The organism is Pseudomonadaceae bacterium SI-3, from assembly GCA_004010935.1.
Taxonomy (GTDB): Bacteria; Pseudomonadota; Gammaproteobacteria; order Pseudomonadales; family Pseudomonadaceae; genus Stutzerimonas.
Map to the genome: position 1 here is coordinate 2,614,111 of CP026511.1, position 25,188 is coordinate 2,639,298.

A 25,188-nucleotide genomic window follows, 5' to 3' on the forward strand; every position below is an offset into this window, starting at 1 on the left:
GCGTGAGCGCAACGAAACTGTTGAAAGTAACGCTGTATCGACGCGGTCAGCAAAACGTGAAGATGATTTACCCCGCTTACGACTAATGGCATTGTTTTGCGCAGCAATGGCAGGCCGCTTCAAGGTCGCCTGACGCAAGTTGAGGGGCCCGTTAGACGTTCTCTAAGGGCAGCTATCGTGTGGTGCTGATGGCGCCACGGCCTGGGCGCATCGATTCTATCTATGAGGTGCCGCTGCCAGCGCAGCGCAACCAAGACATGAAGCTGTCGCCCGAATTTACCGCGTTGAAACGCGAGATCCTGACGCGCATCAGGGAGACGTCAGGCATGCAGACCGATCTCGACCAGCTCCAGAAACTGACAGCGATCGCGGGTTAGCATCCACGGTGGGCTGAAGCCCACCCTACTATCGACCGGGTTGTGCAGCTGTCCCCTTCAGTACCCGCTGAGCAGCCTGCGGTGGGCTAAAGCGGGACGCCGCCAGGCCCACCCTACCGGTCCAGATCGCATCGTCGTTCAGCGCGGCATCATCCGCACGCCGGAGAGCTCGGCGAGCGGTCCCGGCCGGCCCAGGTGGTAACCCTGCACGTAGTCAACGCCGATATCCTGCAGGCACTCGAGGATAGCCGCTGACTCAACGAACTCCGCCACGGTACTCAGCCCCATTTCATGGCCGATGTTGTTGATCGACGCCACCATTGCCCGCGCGATGGGATCGCGATCAATGTCCCGAACGAAACTGCCGTCGATCTTCAGATAATCCACCGGCAGGGTTTTGAGGTACCCGAACGACGACAGGCCAGAGCCAAAGTCGTCCAGTGCGAAGCTGCAACCCACAGCCTTGAGGCTGTTCATGAAGGTCATGGCACGGCTGAGGTTGGCGATCGCCGCGGTTTCGGTGATTTCAAAACACAGGCAATTGGCGGGGATCTGGTGACGCTCGATGGCCGACAGGACGAATTCGAGAAAGCTTTCCTCACCCAGCGAGGTTGCCGACAGGTTGATCGAATAATGCCCCAGCGACGCACCGGGACGACGACGTAGATCGCCGACCCATGCCAGGAAATTGCCGACCACCCAGCGATCCACCGCCGGTGCCAGATCGTAACGTTCAGCCGCGGGCATGAAGGCGCCGGGGGGAATGATGCTGCCATCCTCGCCCTGCATGCGTACCAGCACTTCATAGCGCTGCGAACCGTCGTCGCCTGCGGCACGCACGATCGGCTGCACGAACAAACGCAGCAGGTCGCCATCCAGTGCTTGCCGTAGCCGGTGCGTCCATTGCATCTCGCCGCGGCGTTCCATCAGCTGTTGGTCGTCCGCCTGATACACATGCACGCGGTTGCGACCGCCGTCCTTGGCCGCATAACAGGCACTGTCGGCAGCACCAAGCAAGGGGCCGAGCGTTTTCGCGTGCTCGTCGATGGCCACCAGACCGATGCTGGCGCCAACCGCGAAACTCTTGCCCTCCCAACTGAAGCGAAACTCGTCAACCGCGTGGCGTATGTCTTCGGCAATCCGCACCGCCTGAATCAACGAACACTCATTGAAGAGGATGCCGAACTCATCGCCGCCCAGGCGCGCCAGCAGATCACTGCCCCGCACACGGCCTCTCAGTAGCTGACCCAGTTGGCGCAGCAGCTCGTCACCGGCGGCATGGCCGCAGGTGTCGTTCACCACCTTGAACTGGTCCAGGTCCATGTAGCAGAGAACATGCTCGCCACCGGTGTATTCGCGCAGCAGCGACTCGATCTGGCGCTCGAACGCGGAGCGATTGACCAGCCCGGTCAGGTTGTCGTGATTGGCCTGGAACGTCAGCTTGTGAGCCAGCTGGCGGGTGACCGTGACATCACGAAAGGTCAGCACAGTACCGATGACGGCACCCTCGGCGTCGCGGATGGGCGCAACCGCATCCTGTACAGCCAATTGCGTGCCATCAGGTCGATGAAGGATGCCCGGCGCACGCTCGGTGCGATCCTGACGGTCACTTCTGCGCCGAAGGCCGAGGCTGGCGGCATTGAGCAGCCGCGCACCGGTGGCCTCGTCGAATAGCTGGTAGACCTCGTCAAGCACCAGCCCCTGCGCGGCGGCCTGGCTCCAGCCAATCAGCCGCTCGGCGCTGGGGTTGAGATAGCGCACGCGCCCGGCCCTGTCGGTGGTGATCACGCCATCGCCGATGGAAGCGAGCGTGACCTGGGCGAGCATTTTCTCCGCGAACAACTGCTCCTCGATCTGTCGGCGTTCGGTGATGTCTCGCACCATGCAAACGAAGGCGTCCTGCGGGCGGTTTCCCTGGCTGGCGGTCAGCTCCGCGGCAAACAACTCGCCGTCTTTACCGTGGAGCATCAATTCGGTTTTCAGCTCGCCGCCGGCTTCCGGCAACAGCGACGCACTGTTGCCCACGACAAAACGTTGAAAGGGTTGCCCGACAATCTGCTCGGCCGGTAAACCGAACAGCCGCTCCGCGCCGGGGTTGCAGCTGGTCAGAATGCCGTCATGGCCATAGGTGACGATGCCGTCGCGGATGTCCCGCACGATGCTCTGCGTCTTCGCCACTGCGTGTTGCAGGGCACGGATCACCTTGTTGTATTGCTCGGCGATCTGCCCGACCTCGGTGAACGGCTCAACATCCACTTCGCGCTGGAACTGCCCCAGACGTTGGTGTTCAGCCATGGCGTCGAGCAGTTCGATCAGTTCGGTGCGTGCGCCATGTTCGCTGACGTTCAATCCCACGCGCTCATCATCGGGGTTCACCCGCATCGGGTAGTACCGATTGATCAGCCGCAACAGCAGATAGGTGACGCCGAACGCCCAGACCGCGCAAACCAGCACGCCCTGCAACTGAACCATCAGTTGATCGAAGCGACTCAGGCCGGTGCCGAGCAGCAGCGGGTCACCACACAGCGCTACCGCCACAGTGCCCCACAAGCCAGCCGCCAGGTGAACCGGAACCGCGCCGACCGCATCATCGATGGCGCAGCGCACCAACAGCCGGTCTGCCAGCCACATCGCCAGGCCGCCGCCTGCCCCGATCAGCAGGGAGTCGGCAATGCTGACCGCATGAGCACTCGCGGTGATTGCCACTAACCCCGCCAGCATGCCGTTGAGCAACGCAACGGGCTCCACGTAGCCGTGCCGCCATTGCGATAACAGCATCGCCAACGCCATGCCAGCCATGCCTGCCACAACGGTATTGACGACGATTCCCGGCACGCGCCCATCGAAACTCAAGGTGCTGCCACCGTTGAAGCCGAACCAGCCGAACAGCAACAGCAAGCCGCCGAGCATCGCCAGTGGCAGGTTAGAGCCCGGCATGTTCTGTCGCAGCCATTTGCTATCGAAGCGGCCCGCGCGCGGGCCGATGACCATCACCGTTGCCAGCGCGATCCACCCGCCTACGCCGTGCACCACGGTCGAGCCCGCAAAGTCGACAAATCCTTGCTGCGCGAGCCAACCCTGACCTTCACGCAAGGCGCCGCCCCATGCCCAATGGCCGAACAAGGGGTAGATCAGACCAGCCGACAGCGCGGCGACGATCAGGTAGGCGTTGAAGCGCATACGTTCGGCGGCCGCGCCCGAAACGATGGTGGCGGCGGTCGTACAGAACATTGCCTGGAACAGGAAAAAAGCCAGCGGCCAACTGTCGTCGACCGCAAGTTCAAGCATGAACAGACCCGTGCCCATCACCCCGTCCTGACTGGTGCCGAACATAAGCGCGAAACCGAATGACCAATAGAGCAGCAAGGCGATGCACAGGTCAGCCATGTTCTTGGTCGCGACGTTGATGGCGTTCTTGCTTCGCGTCAGGCCGGCTTCCAGGCACAAAAACCCAATCTGCATGTTGAAGACCAGACCGGCGCACAGCACGACCCAGAGAATATCGATCGAGTCTTTCGGCATACGCATCCCATGGCAGGTGTCCGCAGAGGCGGTGGAAAGCACAGCACCTGGCGGCGCTGGCTTTTAGCTATTAGCCAGAACCGTGCCAGCCGTCCTAGCGCTCACATCAGGACGCCAGCAGGTCATGCATGGCGGCGAAGACCTGCGCCATAGCCTGCGGACTGCGCCCCGGCCCGCCAGCGCAGTGGCCCCAGTCAGACTCAAGTACACGCAGCTCGGCGTTTGGCATCAACGAGGCTTCGTGTCGCGCGTCTTCAACGGTGAAATAGAGATCACTGCTGCTGGGCATGATGATCGCCCGAGCAGAAAGCTGGGACAGCGCCTCGTCCAGGCTGCCAAACCCGGGCAGCGCGGACGGATCGGCTGACTGCCAGGTATCGAGCACGCAAAGCAGATCGTTGGCGTCCTGCTCCAGGTGGTCCTGTTCCCAATAATCGAGCAAGGCGTCGAGACTGGTGAAACCCAGCTCACGCCATAGCTCGGCGCGAAAGAACGCCTGCGAGTAAGCCCAGCCAGCGTACGCGCGGCCGAAGGCTCGCAAGCCGCGCTCGGGCGCCTCGATATAACGCCCACCCTGCCACGCCGAATCGGCCTGCAGAGCTGCCTTAACACCTTCAAGGAAGACGAAATTGTGCGGCCAGCAGCGCGCCGTGCAGCAAAACGGCAGGATGCGTTGCACCTTTTCAGGGAACAACAATGCCCAGTAAAGCGCCTGCATCCCGCCCATGGACCAACCCGTCACCAAGTGCAATTGCCATGTTGGGCCAAACAGCTGGTCGAGCAACATGCGTTGCGCACGCACGTTGTCCGCCAGCGTTATGTGCGGAAATTCCGCGCCGCCCTGCCCTGCGGTGGCATTGCTCGGCGAGCTGGACCAGCCGGCACCGAACAGATTGGTCAACACCACGCAGTAGTCACCATTGGCCAGGGGGCTGCCTGCACCAAGCAGGGGCAGACTGCCCCAATGCGATCCACCGTAGTAGCTGGGAATCAGCACGATGTTGTCTCGCTGTGCATTCGGCGAGCCGACGACCTGATAGCAGAGCCGCGCTTTCTGCAACGTCTGGCCGCTTTCAAGCGCTAGATCGCCCAGTTCGATGAGTCTTTTTTCCCTTTCTATCTCAAGCACTTGCAGTTCCTCTGAGCAGCATTGGCGGGTGTCCCGGCAGGTCTTGCAGCAGCTTTTCTATACACGCTGGCATGTATATTGGATGAAGGATTCGTGCCACAGCGCGTAACGCTGGCCCGAATTCAGCAAGGGATTCCCACCATGACGACCTTTCCGCTTTCCCAGATCGACGAACTCAAACAGAGCCTGCAGGACAAAGGCGTCAAGTACGCCATGGCCAGCTACGTGGACATGCACGGCGTGATCAAAGGCAAATTCGTGCCACTGGCGCATCTCGGCCAGATGCTGCGTGGCTCGGAGCTGTATACCGGGGCGGCGCTGGACGGCGTCCCGCAGCAGATCAGCGACAACGAAGTCGCCGCCATGCCGGACCCGGCCAGCGCCACCCAGTGCAGCTGGAACCGCAGCCTGGCCTGGTTCGCCAGTGATCTGTACCTGGACGGCAAGCCGTTCGACGCCTGCTCGCGCGGCATTCTCAAGCGCCAAACCGAGGCTGCAGCCGAGATGGGCTACAGCTTCAATCTGGGCATTGAGACCGAATTCTTCCTCTATAAGGACACCCCGGACGGCGGCTTCGCCCCGCTCAGCGATCGCGATACCGCAGCCAAACCCTGCTACGACCCGCGCCTGCTGATGGACAACCTGCCGGTAATCGACGAACTGGTGGAGGCCATGAACGAGATGGGCTGGGGCGTCTACTCCTTCGACCACGAGGACGCCAACGGCCAGTTCGAAACCGACTTCAAGTACTCGGACGCGTTGACCATGGCCGACCGCTTCGTGTTCTTCCGCATGATGGCCAATGAGATCGCCCGCAAGCATGGTGCCTTCGCGACCTTCATGCCCAAGCCCTCGGCGCAGCGCACCGGTAGCGGCGCGCACTACAACATGTCGCTGGCGGATCTGGCGTCTGGCAAGAATCTCTTTGAGGTGGACGGTGATGACCCGCACGGCTGTGGTGTCTCCCCGCTCGCCTACCACTTCATCGCTGGCATCCTGAAACACGCCAAGGCCATTTGCGCAGTGATCGCGCCCACCGTGAACAGCTACAAGCGGCTGATTCGCAAAGGCGCCATGTCCGGCTCGACCTGGGCACCGGTGTTCGTCTGCTACGGCAACAACAACCGCACCAACATGCTGCGTATTCCGTCCCAAGGCGCGCGCGTGGAATGTCGCGCCGCCGATATCGGCTGCAACCCTTATCTCGGCGCCGCGATGATCCTTGCCGCAGGTCTCGAAGGGGTCCGTGAAAAGCTTGAGCCAGGCCAGCCGCACCGCGAGAACATGTACGACTACAGCGAAAAGGACGTCGCGGACATGGGCATCGAGACCCTGCCGCGCACGCTGTCCGAAGCCATCGACGCCTTCGAAGCCGACCCGCTGTCCCGCCAGGTCTTCGGCGACGCCATGTACCAGGCCTTCGTCGACTACAAGCGCGACGAATGGAATGCCTACCACACCCATGTTTCCGACTGGGAAATCCAGCGCTACCTGAAATTCTTCTGACTCGATGAAAAGGAGATTCACCATGCAAGCCAATACGTTCAAGCGGGCACTCTGTGCCGGCGCCGTGATCATTGCAGCCCTTTCGCCTTTTGCTGCGCAGGCCGAGGAAAAGAAAACCTTCGACATCGCCTGGACGATCTACGCCGGCTGGATGCCGTGGAAGTACGCCGACGAGTCGGGAATCATGAAGAAATGGGCAGACAAGTACGGAATCGAGGTGAACATCACCCAGATCAACGACTACGTCGAATCGATCAACCAGTACACCGCCGGCCAGTTCGACGGCGTAGTCGCCACCAGCATGGATGCGCTCTCGATCCCGGCTGCCGGCGGCGTAGACACCACGGCCCTGATCGTCGGGGACTACTCCAACGGCAACGACGGCTTGGTGATGAAGGGCACTGCCGATCTGAAATCCCTCGAAGGCCAGCAGATTCATCTGGTCGAGCTGTCGGTCTCGCATTACCTGCTGGCCCAGGCACTGGACAGTGTGGGCATGAGCGAGCGCGACGTGCAGGTGGTGAACACCTCGGATGCCGACCTGGTCGCGGCGTTCAGCACCGACGACGTGCGCAACGTCGTCACCTGGAACCCGCTGCTCGATGAAGTCGCTGCCATGCCCGGCGCGCACAAGGCCTTCGACTCCAGCCAGATCCCGGGCCATATCAAGGACCTGACCATCGTCAACAGCGAAACCCTGGCGGACAACCCGGACTTCGGCAAAGCGCTGGTAGGCGCCTGGTATGAGGTGATGGGCATCCTCGAAAGCGATACCGAGGAAGGCGCCAAGGCACGAGCAGCCCTGGGACAAGCATCGGGCACCGATCAAGCCGGTTACGAAAGCCAGCTCAAGGGCATGAAGATGTTCTGGAAGCCGGCCGATTCGCTGGCCTTCATCGAAAGCGACGAGGCCTACCAAGCCATGGACAGCGTTCGCCAGTTCTCCTTCGATCACGGCTTGCTAGGCGACGGCGCCGACTCGGTAGATTTCGTCGGCATCGCCATGCCGGGCGACAAGTTGCTCGGCTCCGATGCCAACGTCAAACTGCGCTTCGATACCACCTACATGCAGATGGCGGCGGACGGAAAGTTGTAAAAGGTGCCGGCTGCCAGCTTCTACCTGAAGCTGGTTCTACCTGAAGCTGGCAGCTCGCGTTCGCTCGCCCCCACTCTCAACGATCAAGCTCATGCGCCGTACCAAAGAAGACGCCGAACAAACCCGCCTGAAGATTATCGCCGCCGCGCTGGAGCTGTTCAGCAAAAACGGCTATTCCAACACGACCCTGGCGATGATCGCCGATGAGGCAGGCTTCAGCCGCGGACCGATCTACTGGCACTTCAAGAACAAGGATGAGTTGTACCAGGCGGTTCTGGGATTTTCCCAGCAGCCGTTGGAAAAACTGATTACCCAGAGCCAGAGCATGGCCGAGCGGCCGCTGGAGGCGCTCGAGCATTTCGTCAGCGAATGGTTTCGCCTGTTGCTGGAGGATCGCTGGCACCGGCAGTCATTCGAGATCTTGTTGAACAAGACCGAATTCACCGAGCAGATGGCCGATACCCTCGCGCGTGAGCGCAAACTGACACGCGACATCGTTACGCTGCTGGAAACGCTCATCGAAGCCGCAAGCCCAAGCATCGACCCTGGCACAGCCAAGCCACACAGCCGCGCGCTATTTGTCTATGCAAGCCTTATGGGCATTACCCACAGCTGGCTGTTCTCGCCTGAACTGTTCAACCTCAAGTCGCAACAGACGTTATTCACCAAGCAGCTGCTCGCCGACTGCCGCCCGCCAGAACCGGCATAGTCCCGTTCGCACCCGCTCGTCATCTCGTTATTTCCAAACAATACAAAGCAGAATGCTGGCAAATCGGGCCCGGATATCAAGGCCTTCGTTTAATGCCGCGTTGTGCTGGAGGTATTAATTCTCCGCCCATGCCAGATCGTCTTTCCGGTGGATACACAACTGCAAACCTGACGCATAGAAGTCAGGCTCCTGCAGCGGAGGGATACTGACATGCAAACAAAAAGAACAATCCTGGCGGCCGCCATTTCACTGCTGATCGCCAACCACGCCTATGCCGCAAGCGAGTCGGTTCAGGACCAGACGGGTACTGATAACGTCGCCGATGTCGTTCAGCAAGGCGATTCCAGCAGCGTCAACCAGCGTCAGAACGGCACGGCCAACGTTGTCTTCACCGAGCAACGCGGTGTCGGACTGACGACCGAGAGCGATCAGGTCGGCAGCGGCAATATCTCTGTTACCGATCAGAGTGGTTCCAACGGCAGCGTGGCGATCAGTCAAGACGGTCAATACAACCTGGCGACCATCCTTCAATCTTCGGTGGGCGTAGGCCAGTCGGCCGCCATTTCGCAGGCAGGGATCAGCAACCTTGCATACATCGAACAGCAGGACGGCGCAGGGAACGCCGCAACGATCAGTCAGAACGGACAGCGCAATGCCACCGAGGTTTTCCAGGTTGGGCGCCTGAGCAAACGCTACACGGGCGTCCAGAATGGTGACGGCAATACCGCCTACATCGAACAGTCTGGCAGTGCCTCTGCCGATACCGAGCAGACCGGCACAGCCAACGTCATCAGACTCACTCAGGACGGCTTCCCTTATGGCGCCTATGCGTCCATTAGCCAGAACGGCACCGGGAACAAGGCGACGCTCGACCAGCGCTCAGGCGGCCGTTATTCCTCAGGAGATGTGGCGTTGGTTCAGATCGGCACGGACAACGTCGCAGATGTGGTGGAATCTGGTGGCTTCTCTTCGTTCTCCTTTACCCAGGACGGCATCGGCAACGTGCTGACTGCAGAGCAAGGCGGACGCTCGACGTCAGTCGTTGGGCGCTCTACGGGTAATTCCAACCGGGTCGATATCGAGCAGGATTTCGACGGCAGCAGCCTTGTCATTGACCAGAACGGAACGGCCAACGAGATAGACGTGGTTCAGATGGGCTACTACAGCAGCGGCACCATTGAGCAGGTTGGCACGGAGAATTACGCGTCGCTGGTGCAAACGGGTGCATGGGACAACGTGCAGCAGTACGACGCGGCCATCATGCAGAACGGTACAGGCAATTCGGCGTTCGTTACGCAGGGACCGTAACACCCTACGCCCAGCTGCAGCTTCGCCCACTCGCAGCAGCATACGTGCAGTGGCAGGCCATTCAGAACGTGGCCTGCCCTCTCAGTCAATCGCCAAGGCCTGGCGCACGACTCGCTCGAGGTCACTGAAGAAAAATGGCTTTTGCAGCGTCGGAATGTGCGCGTAGCGCGGGTCCATGCCGACCGAGCCATAGCCGGTCGCGAACACCAACGGGATGTGGCGGTCGATCAGGCGATCCGCAATCGGAAAGCTATTGACCCCGTCCAGGTTGACGTCCAGCACTGCCAGGTCGAAATCACCGCTCTCGGCTGCCTGCATGCCTTCCGCAAAGCGTGGCACCAGTTCCACATGTTCGCAGCCGATGTCCTGCAGCATGTCTTCCAGCAGCATGCCGATCAGCGCTTCATCCTCGATGACCAGTACCTTCGAACACAGACCACTCATTGCAACGGCACCTCTATATCGCAAACAACGCCGCCGGCGAGATAGGCCAAACGTACCTCGGCGTCCAACTCACCACCCAACCCGCGTTCAAGCAACCTCGACCCGAACCCTTTGCGTACGGGTGGGGTAACGACCGGGCCACCGACCTCCTCCCAGTGCAACCGGAGAGTGGGTGTCTGCTCCGACAGTGACACCTCCCAGGCGATGCGCACCTGGCCTGAGTCGCTGGACAACGCTCCGTATTTGGCCGCATTGGTGCACAGTTCATGCAGTGCCATAGCCAGCGCCAACGCTTGCTTGGGCCGCAACCGCTGCGCCGGCCCCTCGCTGACGAAACGTTGCTGGCCATCGACCCGGAACGGCGCGACGGCCTGCTCGATAACATCACGCAGGTCTGCGGCTTGCCAGTTCTCCCGCGACAGCACGTCGTGCGCCTTGGATAGCGCGATCAAGCGCCCTTCAAACCACTGATAGCTTTGGTTGCTGGCATCGCGGCGAAAGCTCTGCGCAGCAATCGACTGGACCGTCGCGAGTGTGTTCTTGACCCGATGGTTAAGCTCATTGAGCAGCAATTGGCGATGATCGTCGGCGACCTTTCGCTCGGTAATGTCGACCAGCATGTTGACCGCGCCAATCAGCTCGCCGGCGCTGTTACGCAGCGGAGCGGGATACGCGAGAAACGGCACGCGGGTTCCGTCCGGGCGCTCAGCCAACGCCTCGGCACCCTGGATAGCGCTGTTTTCGATCACCGCCACGGCCATTGGGCACTCCTCGTGACGCATCGGTGTGCCGTCTGGCCAGTACAACCGCCAGGTTACGCACCACTCATCGCTACCAATGATCGGCACACGCCCGGTCAGATCGACACAAGCCTGGTTGAAGTAGCTGACTTTGCCATTCGCATCGGTGGTGTAAACGGCCGAAGGCAAGGCCTCCAGAAGGTCGCGCAAGCGCTGTTCCGCCTCCCGATTGGCTGCCTCCAGTTGCTTGCGTTCGGTAATGTCGCGAGCGATTGCCAGTTGTACGTAACCGCCGCTGGATCCGTTGCTGCCATCTGGCATCGTCATGGGCACCGCGTGGGTTTCCATGTGCCGCCGTTGTCCAGCGAGATTGATGATGTCGAACTCCCAACTGAGTTTTTCACCATCGCAAACCCGAAGGTGCTGCTCCTGCCATGAGGCTCGATGTTCAGGCGCGATCAGCTCAAATACGCAGGCACCCTCCACGTCCTCCGGCGCGTTCGCTGCCAGCATTTGCAGGCCTGCCGGGTTCATTTGTACCAGCGTCCCGTCGCGATCAACCACCTTCACGCATTCGGGCGTGTGGTTCACCATCGCGCTCAACCAGTCGACATTACGTCGCCGATCGGCGCTTGACTGCCGCGCAGGCGTAATGGCCTGAAAGCACACAACTGCGCCGGTGATCTGTCCGGTGTCGTTGCGCAGCGCTTCGATATTGGCCAACACAGCGGCTGAAATGCCATCGGGCCGCTCGATCAGCAGCACGACGTCCTGAGCGGAGCGACCGGTGCGAATCGTGTAAGCCAGCGGTGTATCGGCAAGCGGCATCAGCTCGCCATCGTTTCGCACCACCCGCAGGCGTCCGTGACTGGCTAGCACCCCGCCGCACAGCTGATCGGCCATCCGGTTGTAGCGCTGCACAGCGCCGTTGGCGTCGAGCACGCACACGCCCATGGGCATGACGTCGAGTACGGGATCATCGAACGGCAGCGAATCCGCAAGAGAATCGGTTGCCGGGTTCGCGCCGGGGATATTTGCAATCTGCATTAGCACCTTTCACGCCGGTCGATGGGTTCCCGCTAGCAGAGTTTACTGAACCAAGCGAGGCGGCGGGTTTCAGCAGCCCGCCACATTCGCTGCAAGCATAGCCTGTGTATTTATGCAGACAAGCTATGCATCGAGCCGCATTGATGTTGACAAATATGCACTCTAGGATCAGGACAGCTCCATCGACTTGCCTATCCGAATAACAACAATCGCTAGGACACGCCATGACCCAGTCAAGTGCCATCCCCACAGTCAAACTCCTGATCGGCGGTGAGCTGATGGAGTCGTCCACCAGCGAGTGGCGCGACATCATCAACCCGGCGACTCAGGAGGTCCTGGCCCGCGTGCCTTTCGCTACCGAAGCGGAAATGAATGCCGCCGTTGCCAGTGCCAAGGAAGCCTTCAAGACCTGGCGCAAGACCCCCATCGGCGCACGCTCGCGAATCTTCCTCAAGTACCAGCAGCTGATCCGTGAAAACATGAAGGAGCTGGCAGCGATCCTCACGGCGGAACAGGGCAAGACGCTGCCCGATGCCGAGGGCGACGTGTTCCGCGGGCTGGAAGTCGTCGAGCACGCCGCCGGGATTGGCAACCTGCAGCTGGGCGAGCTGGCCAACAACGTCGCAACGGGTGTGGACACCTACACCTTGCTGCAGCCGTTGGGCGTCTGCGCCGGGATTACACCGTTCAACTTCCCGGCGATGATCCCGCTGTGGATGTTTCCGATGGCAATCGCCACAGGTAATACCTTCGTCCTCAAGCCGTCCGAGCAGGACCCGATGGTGACCATGCGTCTCGCCGAACTGGCGCTTGAAGCGGGTGTACCGCCGGGCGTGCTTAACGTCATCCATGGCGGCGCCGATGCGGTGAACCTGATCTGCGACCACCCGGATATCAAGGCCGTCTCCTTCGTCGGCTCGACAAAAGTCGGCACACACGTCTACAACCGCGCCAGCCAGGCCGGCAAGCGCGTGCAGTGCATGATGGGCGCGAAGAACCACGGCATCATCCTGCCGGACGCCCACAAGGAGCAGACCCTTAACAACCTCACGGGCGCTGCATTCGGCGCGGCCGGTCAGCGCTGCATGGCGCTTTCAGTGCTGATCCTTGTGGGCGAGGCGCAGAGCTGGCTGCCGGATCTGATCGCCAAAGCCAAGACTTTGAAGATCAACGCAGGCGCTGAAAGCGGCACCGATGTCGGTCCGGTGGTTTCCTGCGCAGCGCTGGATCGCATCAGCTCGCTGATCGAACGCGGTGTATCGGAAGGCGCGGAACTGGTGCTGGACGGCCGCAACCCTCAGGTTTCCGGCTACGACAACGGCAACTTCGTCGGGCCAACCATTTTCTCCGGCGTGAAGCCCGAAATGAGCATCTACCGCGAAGAGATCTTCGGGCCGGTGCTCTGCGTGATGCAGGCCGACACGCTCGATGAAGCCATCGAACTGATCAACGCCAACCCCAACGGCAACGGCACCGCCCTCTTCACCCGTTCCGGCGCGGCAGCCCGGCATTTCCAGGAAGAAATCGATGTCGGCCAGGTGGGCATCAACGTGCCGATCCCGGTGCCGGTGCCGATGTTCTCCTTCACGGGTTCGCGCGCCTCGAAACTCGGCGACCTCGGCCCGTATGGCAAGCAGGTGGTGCAGTTCTACACTCAAACCAAGACCGTCACCCAGCGCTGGTTCGACGAGAACGAAGTCGGCGGCCCGGTGAACACCACCATCAACCTCAAGTAACCGCTACGACGCCCTGCACGCAGGGCGTCGAATCAGCCGCCAATAACAAGAAGGAAACGGCCATGCATATCGGATTTCTCGGACTCGGCAACATGGGCGGGCCCATGGCCCGCAACCTGCTCAAGGCCGGGCATGAGGTCACTGTCTTCGATCTTTCCGCCACGGCGGTCTCCGGGCTGGTCGAAGCGGGTGCCAAAGAGGCCACATCGCCGGCTGCAATCGCCCAGGCAGGTGTCGAAACCATCATCACCATGCTGCCTGCGGCTGCCCATGTGAAGCAGGTCTACCTCGGTGAGGACGGGCTGCTCGCGCATGTACCGGCCGGCGTACTGCTGATCGACTCCTCCACCATCGACCCGATGTCCGCGCGGGAGGTCGCAGCGGCCGCCGCGCAGCATGGCAACCCCATGCTCGATGCCCCGGTATCCGGCGGCACGGTCGGCGCCGCAGCCGGCACCCTGACGTTTATGGTCGGCGGCAGCGAGGCGGATTTCCAAAAAGCGCAGCCGATCCTCGCCGCAATGGGCAAGAACATCGTCCACTGCGGCGACACGGGTAATGGTCAGGTCGCCAAGGTTGCAAACAACATGCTGCTGGGCATCTCGATGATCGGCGTGGCCGAAGCCATGTCGCTGGGCGTGGCCCTGGGGATGGACGCAAAGGTGCTGGCCGGAATAATCAACTCGTCGAGCGGACGTTGCTGGGCATCGGAGATCAACAACCCCTTCCCTGGCGTGCTGGAAAACGGCCCGGCCTCGCGTGGCTACAGCGGCGGGTTTGGCACCGACCTGATGCTCAAGGACCTTGGGCTGGCCAGCGAAGCAGCCAAACAAGTGCGCCAGCCGGTTATCCTCGGTGGTCTCGCGCAGCAGCTGTACCAGGCATTTAGCATGCAAGGCCACGGTGGGCTGGACTTCTCCGCGATCATCAAACTTTACCGCCAAGAGGACTAGACATGACCCAGGCAGAAGCGCCGGTACTGATCGAGGTACGCAATCGCGTCGGCTATCTCACGCTCAACCGCCCCGCCGGGCTGAATGCCGTCACCCTGGAGATGGTGAGGATGCTGCACCGCCAGTTGCAGCAGTGGGCTGACGACCAAGACGTGGTGGCCGTGGTACTGCGCGGCGCAGGCGAGAAAGCCTTCTGCGCCGGTGGTGACATCCGCTCGCTCTACGACAGCTACAAAAGCGGCGACAGCCTGCACCGCGAGTTTTTCGAGGAGGAATACGCGCTCGATCAGTACATTCATGCGTATACCAAACCCCTGATGGCGCTGATGAATGGCTTCGTCCTGGGCGGCGGCATGGGGCTGGTTCAGGGCGCCTCGCTGCGGGTTATCTCCGAGCGCACGCGCATGGGCATGCCGGAAGTCGGTATCGGCTATTTCCCTGATGTCGGCGGCAGCTACTTCTTGTCGCGCCTGCCAAATAACCTTGGCATTTACATGGGCCTGACCGGCAACCATGTGAATGCTGCTGATGCGCTGTATGCCGGGCTTGCCGATTACAGCGTGCCGCACGAGCAATTCGCCGAACTCGAACGATGCCTCGACCAGCAGGACTGGTCGATGCCGCCACTGCAGGCGCAGACCAACTTTCTGGTTTCGATGGGCTGCACCGAACTGCCGGATGCACCATTCAAAGCCTTATTCCCGGCCATCGAAAAGCATTTCGCCCATGACAGCGTCGCTGCGATTCGCCAGTCGCTGGCCGCCGAAGAGCGCCCCGAGTACCGCGACTGGGCGGCCGAGACCTTGAGGGTGATCGACAGCCGTTCGCCGCTTTCGGTCAGCGTCACGCTAGAGATGCTCCGCCGCGGACGCACCCTGTCGCTGGCCGACTGCTTCGCCATGGAGCTGCATCTGGACCGACAGTGGTTCGATCAGGGCGACATCATCGAAGGCGTCCGGGCTCTGATCGTCGACAAGGATAAGAACCCGCGCTGGAACCCGCCTACGCTGGAGGAAGTGACGCCAGCACGCGTGGCGGCCTTCTTCGCCGACTAGGAACTGATTTTATGCACGACATCGAACTGAGCGAAGAGCAACGGATGATCCGCGACATGGCGCGCGACTTCGCCCGCGCCGAGATCGCGCCGAAGGCCCAAGCGTGGGAACAGGTCGGTTGGATCGGCGACGAAGCCGTGACCCAGCTGGGCGAGCTGGGGCTGCTGGGCATGATCGTGCCCGAGCAATGGGGCGGCACCTATATCGACTACGTTGCGTACGCCCTGGCGGTCGAGGAAATTTCGGCAGGTGACGGCGCCATTGGGGCGTTGATGAGCATTCACAGCTCGGTCGGCTGCGGCCCGATCCTCAAGTACGGCACGCCGGAACAACAGGACGAATGGCTACCGGATCTGGCGGCAGGTCGCGCCATCGGTTGCTTTGCCCTCACCGAACCTCAGGCCGGCTCCGAGGCACACAACCTGCGCACCCGCGCCGTGCTGGAAAATGGCGAGTGGGTGATCAATGGCGCCAAACAATTCGTCAGCAACGGCAAGCGCGCCAGGATCGCCATCGTCTTCGCCGTTACCGATCCCGAGCTCGGTAAAAAAGGCCTGTCCGCGTTTCTGGTCCCCACCGACAACCCCGGCTTTGTTGTCGATCGCATGGAAAAGAAGATGGGCATCCGCGCCTCGGACACCTGCGGCGTCACCTTGCGCGACTGCCGCATTCCAGAAGCCAACTTACTCGGGCCGCGCGGCAAGGGACTGGCTATCGCCCTTTCCAACCTCGAAGGCGGCCGCATCGGCATTGGTGCCCAGGCGCTGGGCATCGCCCGCGCGGCGTTCGAAGCAGCGCTGGGTTATGCCCGTGAGCGCATCCAGTTCGACAAGCCGATCATCGAGCACCAGAGCGTGGCGAACATGCTGGCGGACATGCACACCCGGTTGAATGCCGCGCGCCTGTTGATCCTGCATGCCGCGCGCCTGCGCAGCGCCAACCTGCCCTGCCTGTCCGAGGCGTCCCAGGCCAAGCTGTTCGCCTCGGAAGTTGCCGAATACGTGTGTTCAAAGGCCATGCAGATCCACGGCGGCTACGGCTACCTGGAGGACTACCCCGTCGAGCGTTATTACCGGGATGCGCGCATCACCCAGATATATGAAGGATCGAGCGAAATTCAGCGGCTGTTGATTGCGAGGGAGTTGAATAACTACGGGTTGTGATCAACCCCTATAAGCGTGAAGGCAGCATCAGGTTTTGTCAGGGATCAGCTGATCCCTGAAGTTTCCGCGGACGGCAATTCATGAGCCGCCTGATTGTCTTCGCTATCACCTGCTCTTGTAGGAGCCAGCTTGCTGGCGATCAAAGACCCGACTATCAGAGAAGCTGAAGAACGAAACACCCCGAGGCAGTAATCCCGAGCGAGATGGCGGCAAGCGCGACCGCTATCCAGACAACAATAAAAAGGATACGACGATGCTCAAAGGTACGATGCAGCAGACCCCGCTGATGATCAGCGGCATCCTGACCCATGCAGCCCTCGCCCACGGCGACCGCGAGATCGTCTCTCGGCTGGTGGATGAGCCCATCTGGCGGTACGACTACGCCGGGCTCGCCAAACGCGCCGGCCAAGCCGCCAGCATGTTACGCAAGCTGGGGGTGAAGCCCGGCGACCTGGTGTCGTCGCTTGCCTGGAATACCCATCGCCACTTCGAGCTGTTCTTCGCCGTGCCCGGCATTGGCGCGGTGCTGCACACGGCCAATCCACGGCTGTCGGACGAGCAGATCATCTACACCCTGAACCACGCCGGCAGTGGCGTGCTTCTGTTCGACCGCAGCTTCCTGGCCTTGGTCGAGCGTGTGCGCCCGCACCTGGAAAAAGCCCACACCTTCATCATGTTGTCCGATGCCCAGCGCACCGAAGCAGGCGAGGTCGGCGCGCTGAGTTACGAAACGCTGATCGCGCAGGAACAGCCGGTCACCGACTGGCCGCAGTTCGACGAAAACGCCGGCGCGATGCTCTGCTACACCTCCGGCACCACCGGCAACCCGAAAGGCGTGGTCTACAGCCACCGCTCCGTCGTCCTGCACGCCATGGCGGCTGGCCTCACCGGCGCCTTCGGCTTCTCCGCATTCGACTGCATCATGCCTTGCTCGTCTCTCTACCACGCCACCGCCTGGGGCGTGCCCTTCACGGCCGCCATCAACGGCTGCAAGTTCGTGCTGCCGTGCGACAAGATGGACGGAGCCAGCCTGCAGGAGCTGATTCAGAACGAGGGCGTGACATTCTCCGGCGGCGTGCCGACCATCTGGACCATGTACCTCAATCATCTAGAGCGCACGGGCGAAGACACCGGCCAGCTCAAATGCCTGGTGATCGCCGGTTCGGCCGTCCCCCGTGCGCTGGCCGAGAAGTTCGAGACGCGTTATGGCGTCAGCGTTCGCCAGCTCTGGGGCATGACTGAAACCAGCCCCCTCGGCGTGGTCGCCACCCCGACGCCCAAGCTCGCGGCCATGGGCGAAGCAGCCACCAACGAAGCGATCTGGACCCGCCAGGGGCGCCTGCAATTCGGCATCGAACTGAAGATCGTCGATGAGGCGGGCAACGAATTGCCGCATGACGGCGTCACGTCCGGTGCGCTGCTTGTTCGTGGCCCTTGGACGGTCGAGCGCTATTTCCGCAGCGAAACCAGCGCACTGGATGCCGATGGCTGGTTCGACACCGGCGACATCGCCACCCTCGACCCCAATGGCTACATGCGCATCACCGACCGTAGCAAGGACGTGATCAAGTCCGGCGGTGAGTGGATCAGCTCCATCGATATCGAGAACATCGCCGTGGCCTGCCCGGGTGTACGCATCGCAGCGGTGGTCGGTGTGGCCCACGAGAAATGGGAAGAACGCCCGATCCTCATCATCGAACCCCACGACGAGGCCGACATCTGCATCGACACGGTACTCGCCTACTTGGAGCCGCAAATCGTCAAATGGTGGATGCCCGACGCCGTCATCATCGATACCGTCCCGCTGACCGCGACCGGCAAGATCGACAAGAAAACCCTGCGCGACCGCTACCGCGACCACTTGATAGAGCTGGAGGAAAACGCAGCTGACGCGGCGAGCCTTTAGCGCGGCAGAACCTGGGGGACGGGGCCGTCGCTACCGTAGGGTGGGCTTCAGCCCACCGATTTCACCCAGCCGAGCGAACGTAGCGGGCCGCGCCGTTTTGCGGATTCACCCAGTCATCTCCGGCGAGCCACCTGGCGACCCTTAGGGCGGGTTTCAGTCCACCTGCACGTACGGGCGCCATGGATCCCATCACCAACAGGAACGCGCCTTATGTCGACCGCCACCGCCACACCCCGCCAAGGCCCGCTGCTCGGCCTGCGCGTGCTGGAGTTCGCCAGTATCGGGCCCGGTCCACACTGCGCGATGCTACTGGCTGACCTTGGCGCCGAGGTGATGTGCATCGAGCGCGAGGGCGGCAATGGCTGGCCCAATCCGGTGGTTGATCGCGGCCGCAAGCGCCTCACGCTGGACATCCGCACCGACACCGGACGCGAACGCTGCCTGGCGCTGGCCGAAGGCGCGGATGTGCTGATCGAAGGCTTTCGGCCCGGCGTGATGGAACGCTTGGGGCTCGGACCTGAGCAGGTTCACGGGCGCAACCCGCGTTTGGTTTATGGCCGCATGACCGGTTGGGGCCAGACCGGACCGCTAGCCAAGCGTGCCGGCCACGATATCAACTATCTGGCGATCACCGGCGCACTGGCTGCGATCGGCAATCGCGAAGGCCCAGCGATTCCGCCACTCAACCTGGTTGGCGACTTCGGCGGCGGCTCGCTGTATCTGGCGTTCGGGATCATGGCCGCATTGTGGGAGCGCGAAAGGTCAGGCCAGGGTCAGGTGGTCGACGCCGCGATCGTTGATGGCGTGTCCTCGATGATGAGCTTCTTCGCGGGGCTCCTGCCCAGCGGCGCCATCTCCCTTGAACGCGACCGCAATCTGCTGTCGGGCGCCGCACCGCATTACCGCTGTTACACCTGCGCCGACGGCCGCGACATCGCCATCGGGCCGCTGGAACCTCAGTTCCTGACCGAACTGATGCAACACATCGAGGCGCCCGAATCCTTGCGCGAAGGCTGCAATGATCCGGCGCAATGGCCGGAGTTAAGCGAACAGCTCGCCGCGCTGTTCGCCAGCCGCAGCCGGGCAGACTGGTGCGCCGTACTCGAAGGGACCGACGCCTGCTTTGCCCCAGTGCTCACTCTGGAAGAAGCCGCGCAGCACCCGCACATGCAACAACGTGGCGTCTATCGCGACATCGACGGCGCCCTGCACGCCGCCCCAGCGCCACGCTTTTCACGGACGCCGGGGTCGATCAGAGATTCCGTCAAGGTGGTAGAAGGTTGGGATTGAGCGAATCCAAACGAGTGGCTTGCCCGAGCCGTTGCCAAAAAGCAGACATACCTCCTGGAGAGGACTGTCAGAAACTCTAGGCTGTATCAGATAATCGTGACGCCTCACACCGGCGCGACCATTGCCAAACGACGCGAGACACGCGGTCGGCAATTTCGGCAATCTCCGCTTCGGAGCAGATCAACGCCGGCAACAGGCGGATCGTTCTTTCCCGCGAGACGCTGATCAACAAGGCTTCATCCTTCAATGCGCAGGACAAAAGCTCGGTACAGGGGCGATCCAGTTCGACGCCTATCATCAAACCGAGTGCGCGAATCGCTGCGACGCCTTCACAACCTGCGAGCCCTCGTCGAAGGGCGCCTTCCAAGCGCTGCCCCATAACGCTCGCACGTTGAGGTACGCCATCTCGCTCCATCACATCGATGACGGTGCAGCCGATTCGACAGGCCATTGGATTACCGCCGAAGGTTGAGCCGTGGTGACCGGGCGAAAAAAGGTCCGCTGCGGCGCCTCTGGCTAAGCACGCACCGACGGGATAGCCGTTGCCGAGGCCCTTGGCCAAGGTGATCACGTCCGGCAACACTCCCGCATGCTGATACCCAAACCATGCACCCGTACGCCCTAAGCCGGTCTGCACCTCGTCGACCATGAACAACCAGTCGTTCGCTGTGCACAGATTGCGCAGCGACTGCATATATTCAATCGGCGCAATGCGTACGCCGCTCTCGCCTTGCACTGGCTCGACCAGCACCGCGACGATATTGGAGAACTGCGATGCAAGCGCCGTCACAGCGTCAATATCAGCGTATGGCACCCGCATGAAGCCCGGCATAAGCGGCTCGAAGCCCCGATGCACGCTTGGGTTGCCGGTTGCGGCGAGCGTTGCGAGCGTGCGGCCATGAAAACTGTTTTCCATTACCGCCACGACCGGATGGGTTATGCCACGGCGGGTTGCGTGCAGGCGTGCCAGCTTCAGCGCCGTCTCGTTTGCCTCAGCTCCCGAATTGCAGAAAAACGCTCGACGCATCCCGGATATCGCACAAAGCCGCGTACCGAGTGAGTCCTGCCACTCGATGCCGAAAAGATTCGAGGTATGCATCAAGCGGCCCGCCTGATCGGCAATGGCTGCGGTTATTTCAGGGTGAGAGTGGCCGAGATTGGTTACGGCTACTCCCGCAATCGCATCGAGATATTCGCGCCCTTGAGCGTCCCAGAGCCGTGCCCCCTGCCCTCGGGTGAAGTAAACCGGCTGTCTGGCATAGGCATGCATCAGGTGTGAATTTTGATCGTCCATGAATCCTCACTTCACCGGAGCTAGAAGCGAAGGACGCGGCGTTACTGACCGGAAGCTATGCTCCGTTCCCAGTACTCGAATCCCGCCGGGCCCAACCTCCAGGTAGCGCCGCTCGCCTTCGGACACCTGCATCTCGATGCTATAGCCTTCAGCTGCAGGCAGACGTTGAGCGATGTCATGTACGGCCGCTAAGGCCCATGGCGTATCGGATTCAAAATGACCAAGGTGCTTTTGGTCACGATGAATGTTCAGACGATAGATGGGCATGACGGTAATCCCTTGGCGCTGAGAGAGAATTCGGCCTCTGGTAAGCGCAGCTCGGCCGAGTTGCTTTGAAGCGTGAGAGCAAGAGAAGCAATTACCTGGCGGCTGGCAAACTCAACGGCTTTGGTAAGCTCCACTCCCTTCAACAGTGAGGCGGCCAGAGCCGCACTGAAAAAATCACCTGTGCCTTTGGGCGACACGTTGACGCGCTCGTGCTCAATCACCTGCGCGTGTTTTTTCGTCACCACCACCACGTACATTCGCTCGCCTGGCCACTCGTGTTGAGCTGCACTGGTAACAACGACCCATTGGGTGCGCCCGGTGAGCAGGCAGCGTGCGGCGTCGATAACCTGCTCAACAGTGTCAACACAGCGGCCGGAAAGACGAGCCAGCTCGAACGCGTTTGGCGTGATGCCATGGGCGAACCGGAGCAAATGAGTCTGGAAGGCACCCACCATTGCAGGCTCTACATACATGCCACAGTCATCATCACCCAGCACAGGGTCCAGCTGAACGCGTATGTCCGGGTACTTCTCCAGCACCGTGCCCAGCCAACGGGCAAGTACCGCCGCCTGCGTTGTGTTGCCGAGGTAACCCACAAGCACAGTTTTTACCGAACGCAAAACCTCTCGGGCCTCCAGATCTTTCAGGTAACCGGCGAACCAGCTGATCGGAAGCGCACCTCCATGACAGGTGGCGTAGTGAGGAGTATTGCTGAGCAAGACGGTGGGTATGGCGCCGACAGAAAAGCCACTGGCATGCAGCACAGGCACGGCGATGCTGTTACCAACGCACCCGTAGACTACCTGCGATTGAATCGAAATCACGTCTATTGGAAGCGGTTGTTTAATCGAAACGGCGCAATCATTTCCGACGGTCATTAGCACTTCCTCTCCGCTGACGCTGCTTTTGGCAAAAAAGCACCCAGCGGGGTAACAATCGACTTCAAACAAGTTGGCTACATCAGGCATCAGTGTAAAGTTGTCCTGTGTCTAAGTAAACATTGGCATAGGACAAAAAAGACGTTATGAACAAGACATCGGCTGACATTTTCGAAACGATCAGATCAAGGGTGCGGACGCAACAGTTGAGCCCAGGTCAAATGCTCCCACCAGTGCGCCAACTGGCGCAGGAGCTGGGGGTTAATCGCAATACTGTCGCGGCTGCTTACAAGCGCTTGGTTGCTGCAGGCATTGCTGAGACCAGAGGACGCCACGGGACTGTGATCTGCCAAACCGCTGCGCCCGGCGAGCAAGAGGGTGGCATTGGTCATTCGCGACTGTTCGAATTGTCGAGCGGCAACCCGAATCCGATGTGGTTGCCCGACCCGGCCCTCGCACTGACACAGCAACAACCGCGCCTGCGGCTCTATGGTGACGAGCCGGTTGACCCGGGCTTTCACGACGTGGCCTGTCGATGGCTGACCGACGATTGCCCCTCGCCTCCGGAGATTGACCTGGCCCACGGGGCCGTGGACGCTGTCGAACGTCTGCTGGCGGCCTATCTTGTTGCAGGTGACAAGGTTGCCGTCGAGAGCCCTTGCTTCATCAGTAGCATCAACACGCTGCGCATCGCCGGCTTGCAGGCGGTTGGCGTCCCTGTCGACGAGCACGGGATGCAAGCTGCCCCGCTGGAGGCTGCTTTAGCGAAGGGCGTGCAGGCGGTGCTGATCACCCCTCGCGCTCACAACCCCACCGGCGCGAGCGTGAGCGCCGAGCGGGCTGCACAGATCCGCGCCGTGCTTGACCGATACCCGCAGGTTCTAGTGCTCGTCGATGATCACTTCGCATTGCTATCCGACGCGAAGTTCCATCAAGTCATCCCTCCCTCCAGCCGGCGTTGGGCGCTGATCCGCTCTGTATCCAAAGCGCTAGGGCCTGATCTCCGGCTCGCTGTCGTCGGCAGCGACCGGGAAACATCGTTGCGGCTTCGGTTACGACTGGCTTCAGGCACCACCTGGGTAAGCCATCTTCTGCAGGATATTGCGCATACGTGCCTGACTTCGTCTCAGGTCGGAGAGCAGATCGAGCGGGCTCGAGCGGATTACACGCGACGCAGAGATCTTCTGATCGGTGCGCTGAGTAGCCATAAAATCCAGGCCCTGCAGCCATGTGACGGGCTCAATGTTTGGGTGCCGATCGACCAAGACGTCGAGCCAGTCATTCTGCATCTGGCCCAGCGGGGCTGGGTCGTGCGCAGCGGCACGGGCTTCACGGTTCAAGAGCCGGTGCGTGGCATCCGTATAACCATCTCGATGATGGACGCGGACCAGGCCGCCCGCTTCGCCGAAGATCTAAGTCTCTGTATCCACTGACTCGGCTCCCCGAGCGGTTACTGCCCCTGCTCAGTTCACCGTGCGACGACGCTGCTGCAACGCGTGCGCAACATCGCGTGCCAATGCCGGCACGCTGATAGGGTTCAGGTTACCGATACTGATCCTTACGGCCGCCGGGCTTTCTAGCCTGAACGGCGATCCCGCCTGGATGGCCCACCCCAGCGATGCCAGCGTCTGCACGACGGAGGTTTCGTCCGAGACAGGCAGCCACACGTGCAAGCCCTCCCCCTGAGTAGGCACAGCGACGCCTAAATCTCTGAGCCCCTGAATCAGCGCCGAACGCCTCCCCAAGTACTCTGCCCCCACCGCCGATAGGCGACTACTATCGATCATCTTTTGCCACAGGTGCCCTGCAAGCCTTTGCAGCAACAGGCTGACCCAGCGGGGGCCAAGCGTCTGCTGCTGATGCATGCTCTTGAGCACGCTGGGACTGCCAGTTACCACCGAAACGCGCAGGTCAGGCCCCAGGAACTTGCTGACCGACACCACGTAGAGCCAACTGAGAGGTTCGCGAGTGAAACTCAAGGGTTTGGCAGCACTGAGCGGCCCCCAGTGATCATCAAGAATCAGCAGCGTATCGGGTGCGTCTGCAAGCTTGTCGAGCCATTCTTTCCACCGGCGCTCGCTTATGCAAAACCCGGTGGGGTTGTGGGCACGCGGGGTCAGAATGACGGCGGCGGCCGAGCGAAGGACTTCGGCAGATGGAACCAACGCGCCTTCCTCGTCCACCGGAACGGGAACGGCCTTGAGTCGCAGGCTTGCCAATAACGCGAGCGCCGGCGGCCAGCACGGATCTTCCACGATCACTTTGTTGCCGGGCCGGCAACGTAGGCGGAGCGCACGCTCCACGGCATCGAGGGCTCCCGAATAAATACCCAGCTGCTGGCAAGGGATTCGCTGGTCAGCCAGCCACCGGCCTGCGACATCGAGCAGCTGCGGGTCATTACTTTGCACGTCGTAGCCGGACTGACTCTCTGTAAGCCAGCCAGCATCAATCGCTGGGAGCGTGGCTCCATCGATATTTCCAGAGGCCATGTCTCTCAAACCCTCCGGAATAGTGGTCCGGTTTTCGGCCATGGGCATCTCACCCGCCACACGTGTTCCACGCCGTCCGTCGGTAACTATCAAGGCCGCATCACGCAGCAGCTTATAGGCCGCCGCCACTGTGTTTGGGCTGACTTGAAGCTGCTGCGCGAGTGATCTGACGGCAGGCAGTAAGGCGCCATCCCGGTAAAAACCCGAACGAATTTGTTGCTCGATCGACTCAGCGATCTCGACAGCGGTCGATCCGCTAGCTATTGTATTCATACATTC

The 25,188-nt window shown here is 61.3% G+C and carries 19 protein-coding genes and 1 pseudogene; 12 read left to right on the plus strand and 8 right to left on the minus strand.

Features of this window, described 5'->3' with window-relative positions; translation table 11 throughout:
- Window positions 1–167: 167 nt before the first annotated feature.
- A pseudogene (locus C1896_12260) lies at window positions 168–377 on the plus strand (sulfonate ABC transporter ATP-binding protein).
- Window positions 378–515: 138 nt separating this feature from the next.
- Here C1896_12260 and C1896_12265 read toward each other — a convergent pair.
- On the minus strand, window positions 516–3,899 hold the full coding sequence (locus tag C1896_12265; GenBank protein AZZ45595.1) for a PAS domain S-box protein: 3,384 nt from the start codon (window positions 3,897–3,899) through the stop codon (window positions 516–518).
- 106 nt (window positions 3,900–4,005) lie between these two features.
- On the minus strand, window positions 4,006–5,028 hold the full coding sequence (locus tag C1896_12270) for a homoserine acetyltransferase (protein AZZ45596.1): 1,023 nt from the start codon (window positions 5,026–5,028) through the stop codon (window positions 4,006–4,008).
- Window positions 5,029–5,169: 141 nt separating this feature from the next.
- On the opposite strand from C1896_12270, the gene glnT reads away from it, so the two are divergent.
- From glnT to C1896_12290, 4 genes are all read left to right on the plus strand, one after another.
- Complete coding sequence (glnT, locus tag C1896_12275; GenBank protein ID AZZ45597.1) at window positions 5,170–6,534, plus strand: type III glutamate--ammonia ligase; 1,365 nt, start codon at window positions 5,170–5,172, stop codon at window positions 6,532–6,534.
- A gap of 22 nt (window positions 6,535–6,556) precedes the next feature.
- The gene (locus C1896_12280; GenBank protein ID AZZ45598.1) at window positions 6,557–7,630 is read left to right on the plus strand and encodes a lipid kinase; all 1,074 of its coding nucleotides are present in this window, start codon (window positions 6,557–6,559) and stop codon (window positions 7,628–7,630) included.
- A gap of 91 nt (window positions 7,631–7,721) precedes the next feature.
- Window positions 7,722–8,339, plus strand: coding sequence for a TetR family transcriptional regulator (locus tag C1896_12285; protein ID AZZ45599.1), 618 nt, complete (start codon window positions 7,722–7,724; stop codon window positions 8,337–8,339).
- A gap of 210 nt (window positions 8,340–8,549) precedes the next feature.
- Window positions 8,550–9,647 carry a hypothetical protein gene (locus tag C1896_12290; protein ID AZZ45600.1) on the plus strand — a complete coding sequence of 366 codons (1,098 nt, stop codon included), beginning with the start codon at window positions 8,550–8,552 and terminating at the stop codon, window positions 9,645–9,647.
- Between the two features lie 81 nt (window positions 9,648–9,728).
- Here the strand turns inward: C1896_12290 and C1896_12295 are convergent, their stop codons facing one another.
- Both C1896_12295 and C1896_12300 read right to left on the minus strand, forming a co-directional pair.
- Entirely contained in the window at window positions 9,729–10,091 is a 363-nt protein-coding gene (locus tag C1896_12295) for a response regulator (GenBank protein AZZ45601.1), read from the minus strand.
- Window positions 10,088–11,878 carry a hypothetical protein gene (locus C1896_12300; GenBank protein AZZ45602.1) on the minus strand — a complete coding sequence of 597 codons (1,791 nt, stop codon included), beginning with the start codon at window positions 11,876–11,878 and terminating at the stop codon, window positions 10,088–10,090. The genes C1896_12295 and C1896_12300 overlap by 4 nt, the downstream gene beginning before the upstream one ends.
- Before the next feature lie 224 nt (window positions 11,879–12,102).
- On the opposite strand from C1896_12300, the gene mmsA reads away from it, so the two are divergent.
- The 6 genes from mmsA to C1896_12330 all read left to right on the plus strand — a co-directional run bounded on the left by mmsA (window position 12,103) and on the right by C1896_12330 (window position 19,981).
- Window positions 12,103–13,614 (plus strand): methylmalonate-semialdehyde dehydrogenase (CoA acylating), encoded by a 1,512-nt coding sequence (gene mmsA, locus C1896_12305; protein AZZ45603.1) that lies wholly within the window; start codon window positions 12,103–12,105, stop codon window positions 13,612–13,614.
- 62 nt (window positions 13,615–13,676) lie between these two features.
- Window positions 13,677–14,567 carry a 3-hydroxyisobutyrate dehydrogenase gene (mmsB, locus tag C1896_12310; protein AZZ45604.1) on the plus strand — a complete coding sequence of 297 codons (891 nt, stop codon included), beginning with the start codon at window positions 13,677–13,679 and terminating at the stop codon, window positions 14,565–14,567.
- Window positions 14,568–14,569: 2 nt separating this feature from the next.
- Window positions 14,570–15,622, plus strand: coding sequence for a crotonase (locus tag C1896_12315; GenBank protein ID AZZ45605.1), 1,053 nt, complete (start codon window positions 14,570–14,572; stop codon window positions 15,620–15,622).
- Window positions 15,623–15,633: 11 nt separating this feature from the next.
- Window positions 15,634–16,785: an acyl-CoA dehydrogenase gene (locus C1896_12320; protein AZZ45606.1), complete on the plus strand. Its 1,152-nt coding sequence runs from the start codon at window positions 15,634–15,636 to the stop codon at window positions 16,783–16,785.
- Between the two features lie 268 nt (window positions 16,786–17,053).
- Window positions 17,054–18,691: a long-chain fatty acid--CoA ligase gene (locus C1896_12325; protein AZZ47653.1), complete on the plus strand. Its 1,638-nt coding sequence runs from the start codon at window positions 17,054–17,056 to the stop codon at window positions 18,689–18,691.
- Between the two features lie 210 nt (window positions 18,692–18,901).
- Window positions 18,902–19,981, plus strand: coding sequence for a carnitine dehydratase (locus tag C1896_12330; protein ID AZZ45607.1), 1,080 nt, complete (start codon window positions 18,902–18,904; stop codon window positions 19,979–19,981).
- A 76-nt stretch (window positions 19,982–20,057) separates the two neighbouring features.
- On the opposite strand, the gene C1896_12335 is transcribed toward C1896_12330, so the two are convergent.
- From C1896_12335 to pdxK, 3 genes are read right to left on the minus strand one after another with little or no spacing between them, the layout of a single operon-like run.
- Window positions 20,058–21,275, minus strand: coding sequence for an aspartate aminotransferase family protein (locus tag C1896_12335; protein ID AZZ45608.1), 1,218 nt, complete (start codon window positions 21,273–21,275; stop codon window positions 20,058–20,060).
- Window positions 21,276–21,281: 6 nt separating this feature from the next.
- Window positions 21,282–21,542, minus strand: a complete 261-nt coding sequence (locus C1896_12340; GenBank protein ID AZZ45609.1) for a cytoplasmic protein — start codon at window positions 21,540–21,542, stop codon at window positions 21,282–21,284.
- Window positions 21,524–22,420 (minus strand): bifunctional pyridoxal kinase/hydroxymethylpyrimidine kinase, encoded by an 897-nt coding sequence (gene pdxK, locus C1896_12345; protein ID AZZ45610.1) that lies wholly within the window; start codon window positions 22,418–22,420, stop codon window positions 21,524–21,526. The genes C1896_12340 and pdxK overlap by 19 nt, the downstream gene beginning before the upstream one ends.
- 146 nt (window positions 22,421–22,566) lie before the next feature.
- Here pdxK and C1896_12350 point away from each other — a divergent pair, with 146 nt between their 5' ends.
- Complete coding sequence (locus C1896_12350; protein ID AZZ45611.1) at window positions 22,567–23,853, plus strand: transcriptional regulator PtsJ; 1,287 nt, start codon at window positions 22,567–22,569, stop codon at window positions 23,851–23,853.
- A 30-nt stretch (window positions 23,854–23,883) separates the two neighbouring features.
- Here the strand turns inward: C1896_12350 and C1896_12355 are convergent, their stop codons facing one another.
- Window positions 23,884–25,182 carry a GntR family transcriptional regulator gene (locus tag C1896_12355; GenBank protein ID AZZ45612.1) on the minus strand — a complete coding sequence of 433 codons (1,299 nt, stop codon included), beginning with the start codon at window positions 25,180–25,182 and terminating at the stop codon, window positions 23,884–23,886.
- Window positions 25,183–25,188 lie beyond the last annotated feature (6 nt).

What these genes read in the sequence shown, in the direction of transcription:
- C1896_12285 (AZZ45599.1), top strand. Translation starts at nt 7,722, where the DNA reads ATGCGCCGTACCAAAGAAGACGCCGAACAAACCCGCCTGAAGATTATC.
- mmsA (AZZ45603.1), top strand. Translation starts at nt 12,103, where the DNA reads ATGACCCAGTCAAGTGCCATCCCCACAGTCAAACTCCTGATCGGCGGT.
- C1896_12295 (AZZ45601.1), bottom strand. Translation starts at nt 10,091, where the DNA reads ATGAGTGGTCTGTGTTCGAAGGTACTGGTCATCGAGGATGAAGCGCTG.
- C1896_12315 (AZZ45605.1), top strand. Translation starts at nt 14,570, where the DNA reads ATGACCCAGGCAGAAGCGCCGGTACTGATCGAGGTACGCAATCGCGTC.
- pdxK (AZZ45610.1), bottom strand. Translation starts at nt 22,420, where the DNA reads ATGACCGTCGGAAATGATTGCGCCGTTTCGATTAAACAACCGCTTCCA.
- glnT (AZZ45597.1), top strand. Translation starts at nt 5,170, where the DNA reads ATGACGACCTTTCCGCTTTCCCAGATCGACGAACTCAAACAGAGCCTG.
- C1896_12330 (AZZ45607.1), top strand. Translation starts at nt 18,902, where the DNA reads ATGTCGACCGCCACCGCCACACCCCGCCAAGGCCCGCTGCTCGGCCTG.
- C1896_12320 (AZZ45606.1), top strand. Translation starts at nt 15,634, where the DNA reads ATGCACGACATCGAACTGAGCGAAGAGCAACGGATGATCCGCGACATG.
- C1896_12340 (AZZ45609.1), bottom strand. Translation starts at nt 21,542, where the DNA reads ATGCCCATCTATCGTCTGAACATTCATCGTGACCAAAAGCACCTTGGT.
- C1896_12335 (AZZ45608.1), bottom strand. Translation starts at nt 21,275, where the DNA reads ATGGACGATCAAAATTCACACCTGATGCATGCCTATGCCAGACAGCCG.
- C1896_12325 (AZZ47653.1), top strand. Translation starts at nt 17,054, where the DNA reads ATGCAGCAGACCCCGCTGATGATCAGCGGCATCCTGACCCATGCAGCC.
- C1896_12300 (AZZ45602.1), bottom strand. Translation starts at nt 11,878, where the DNA reads ATGCAGATTGCAAATATCCCCGGCGCGAACCCGGCAACCGATTCTCTT.
- C1896_12350 (AZZ45611.1), top strand. Translation starts at nt 22,567, where the DNA reads ATGAACAAGACATCGGCTGACATTTTCGAAACGATCAGATCAAGGGTG.
- C1896_12280 (AZZ45598.1), top strand. Translation starts at nt 6,557, where the DNA reads ATGCAAGCCAATACGTTCAAGCGGGCACTCTGTGCCGGCGCCGTGATC.
- C1896_12355 (AZZ45612.1), bottom strand. Translation starts at nt 25,182, where the DNA reads ATGAATACAATAGCTAGCGGATCGACCGCTGTCGAGATCGCTGAGTCG.
- C1896_12265 (AZZ45595.1), bottom strand. Translation starts at nt 3,899, where the DNA reads ATGCCGAAAGACTCGATCGATATTCTCTGGGTCGTGCTGTGCGCCGGT.
- mmsB (AZZ45604.1), top strand. Translation starts at nt 13,677, where the DNA reads ATGCATATCGGATTTCTCGGACTCGGCAACATGGGCGGGCCCATGGCC.
- C1896_12290 (AZZ45600.1), top strand. Translation starts at nt 8,550, where the DNA reads ATGCAAACAAAAAGAACAATCCTGGCGGCCGCCATTTCACTGCTGATC.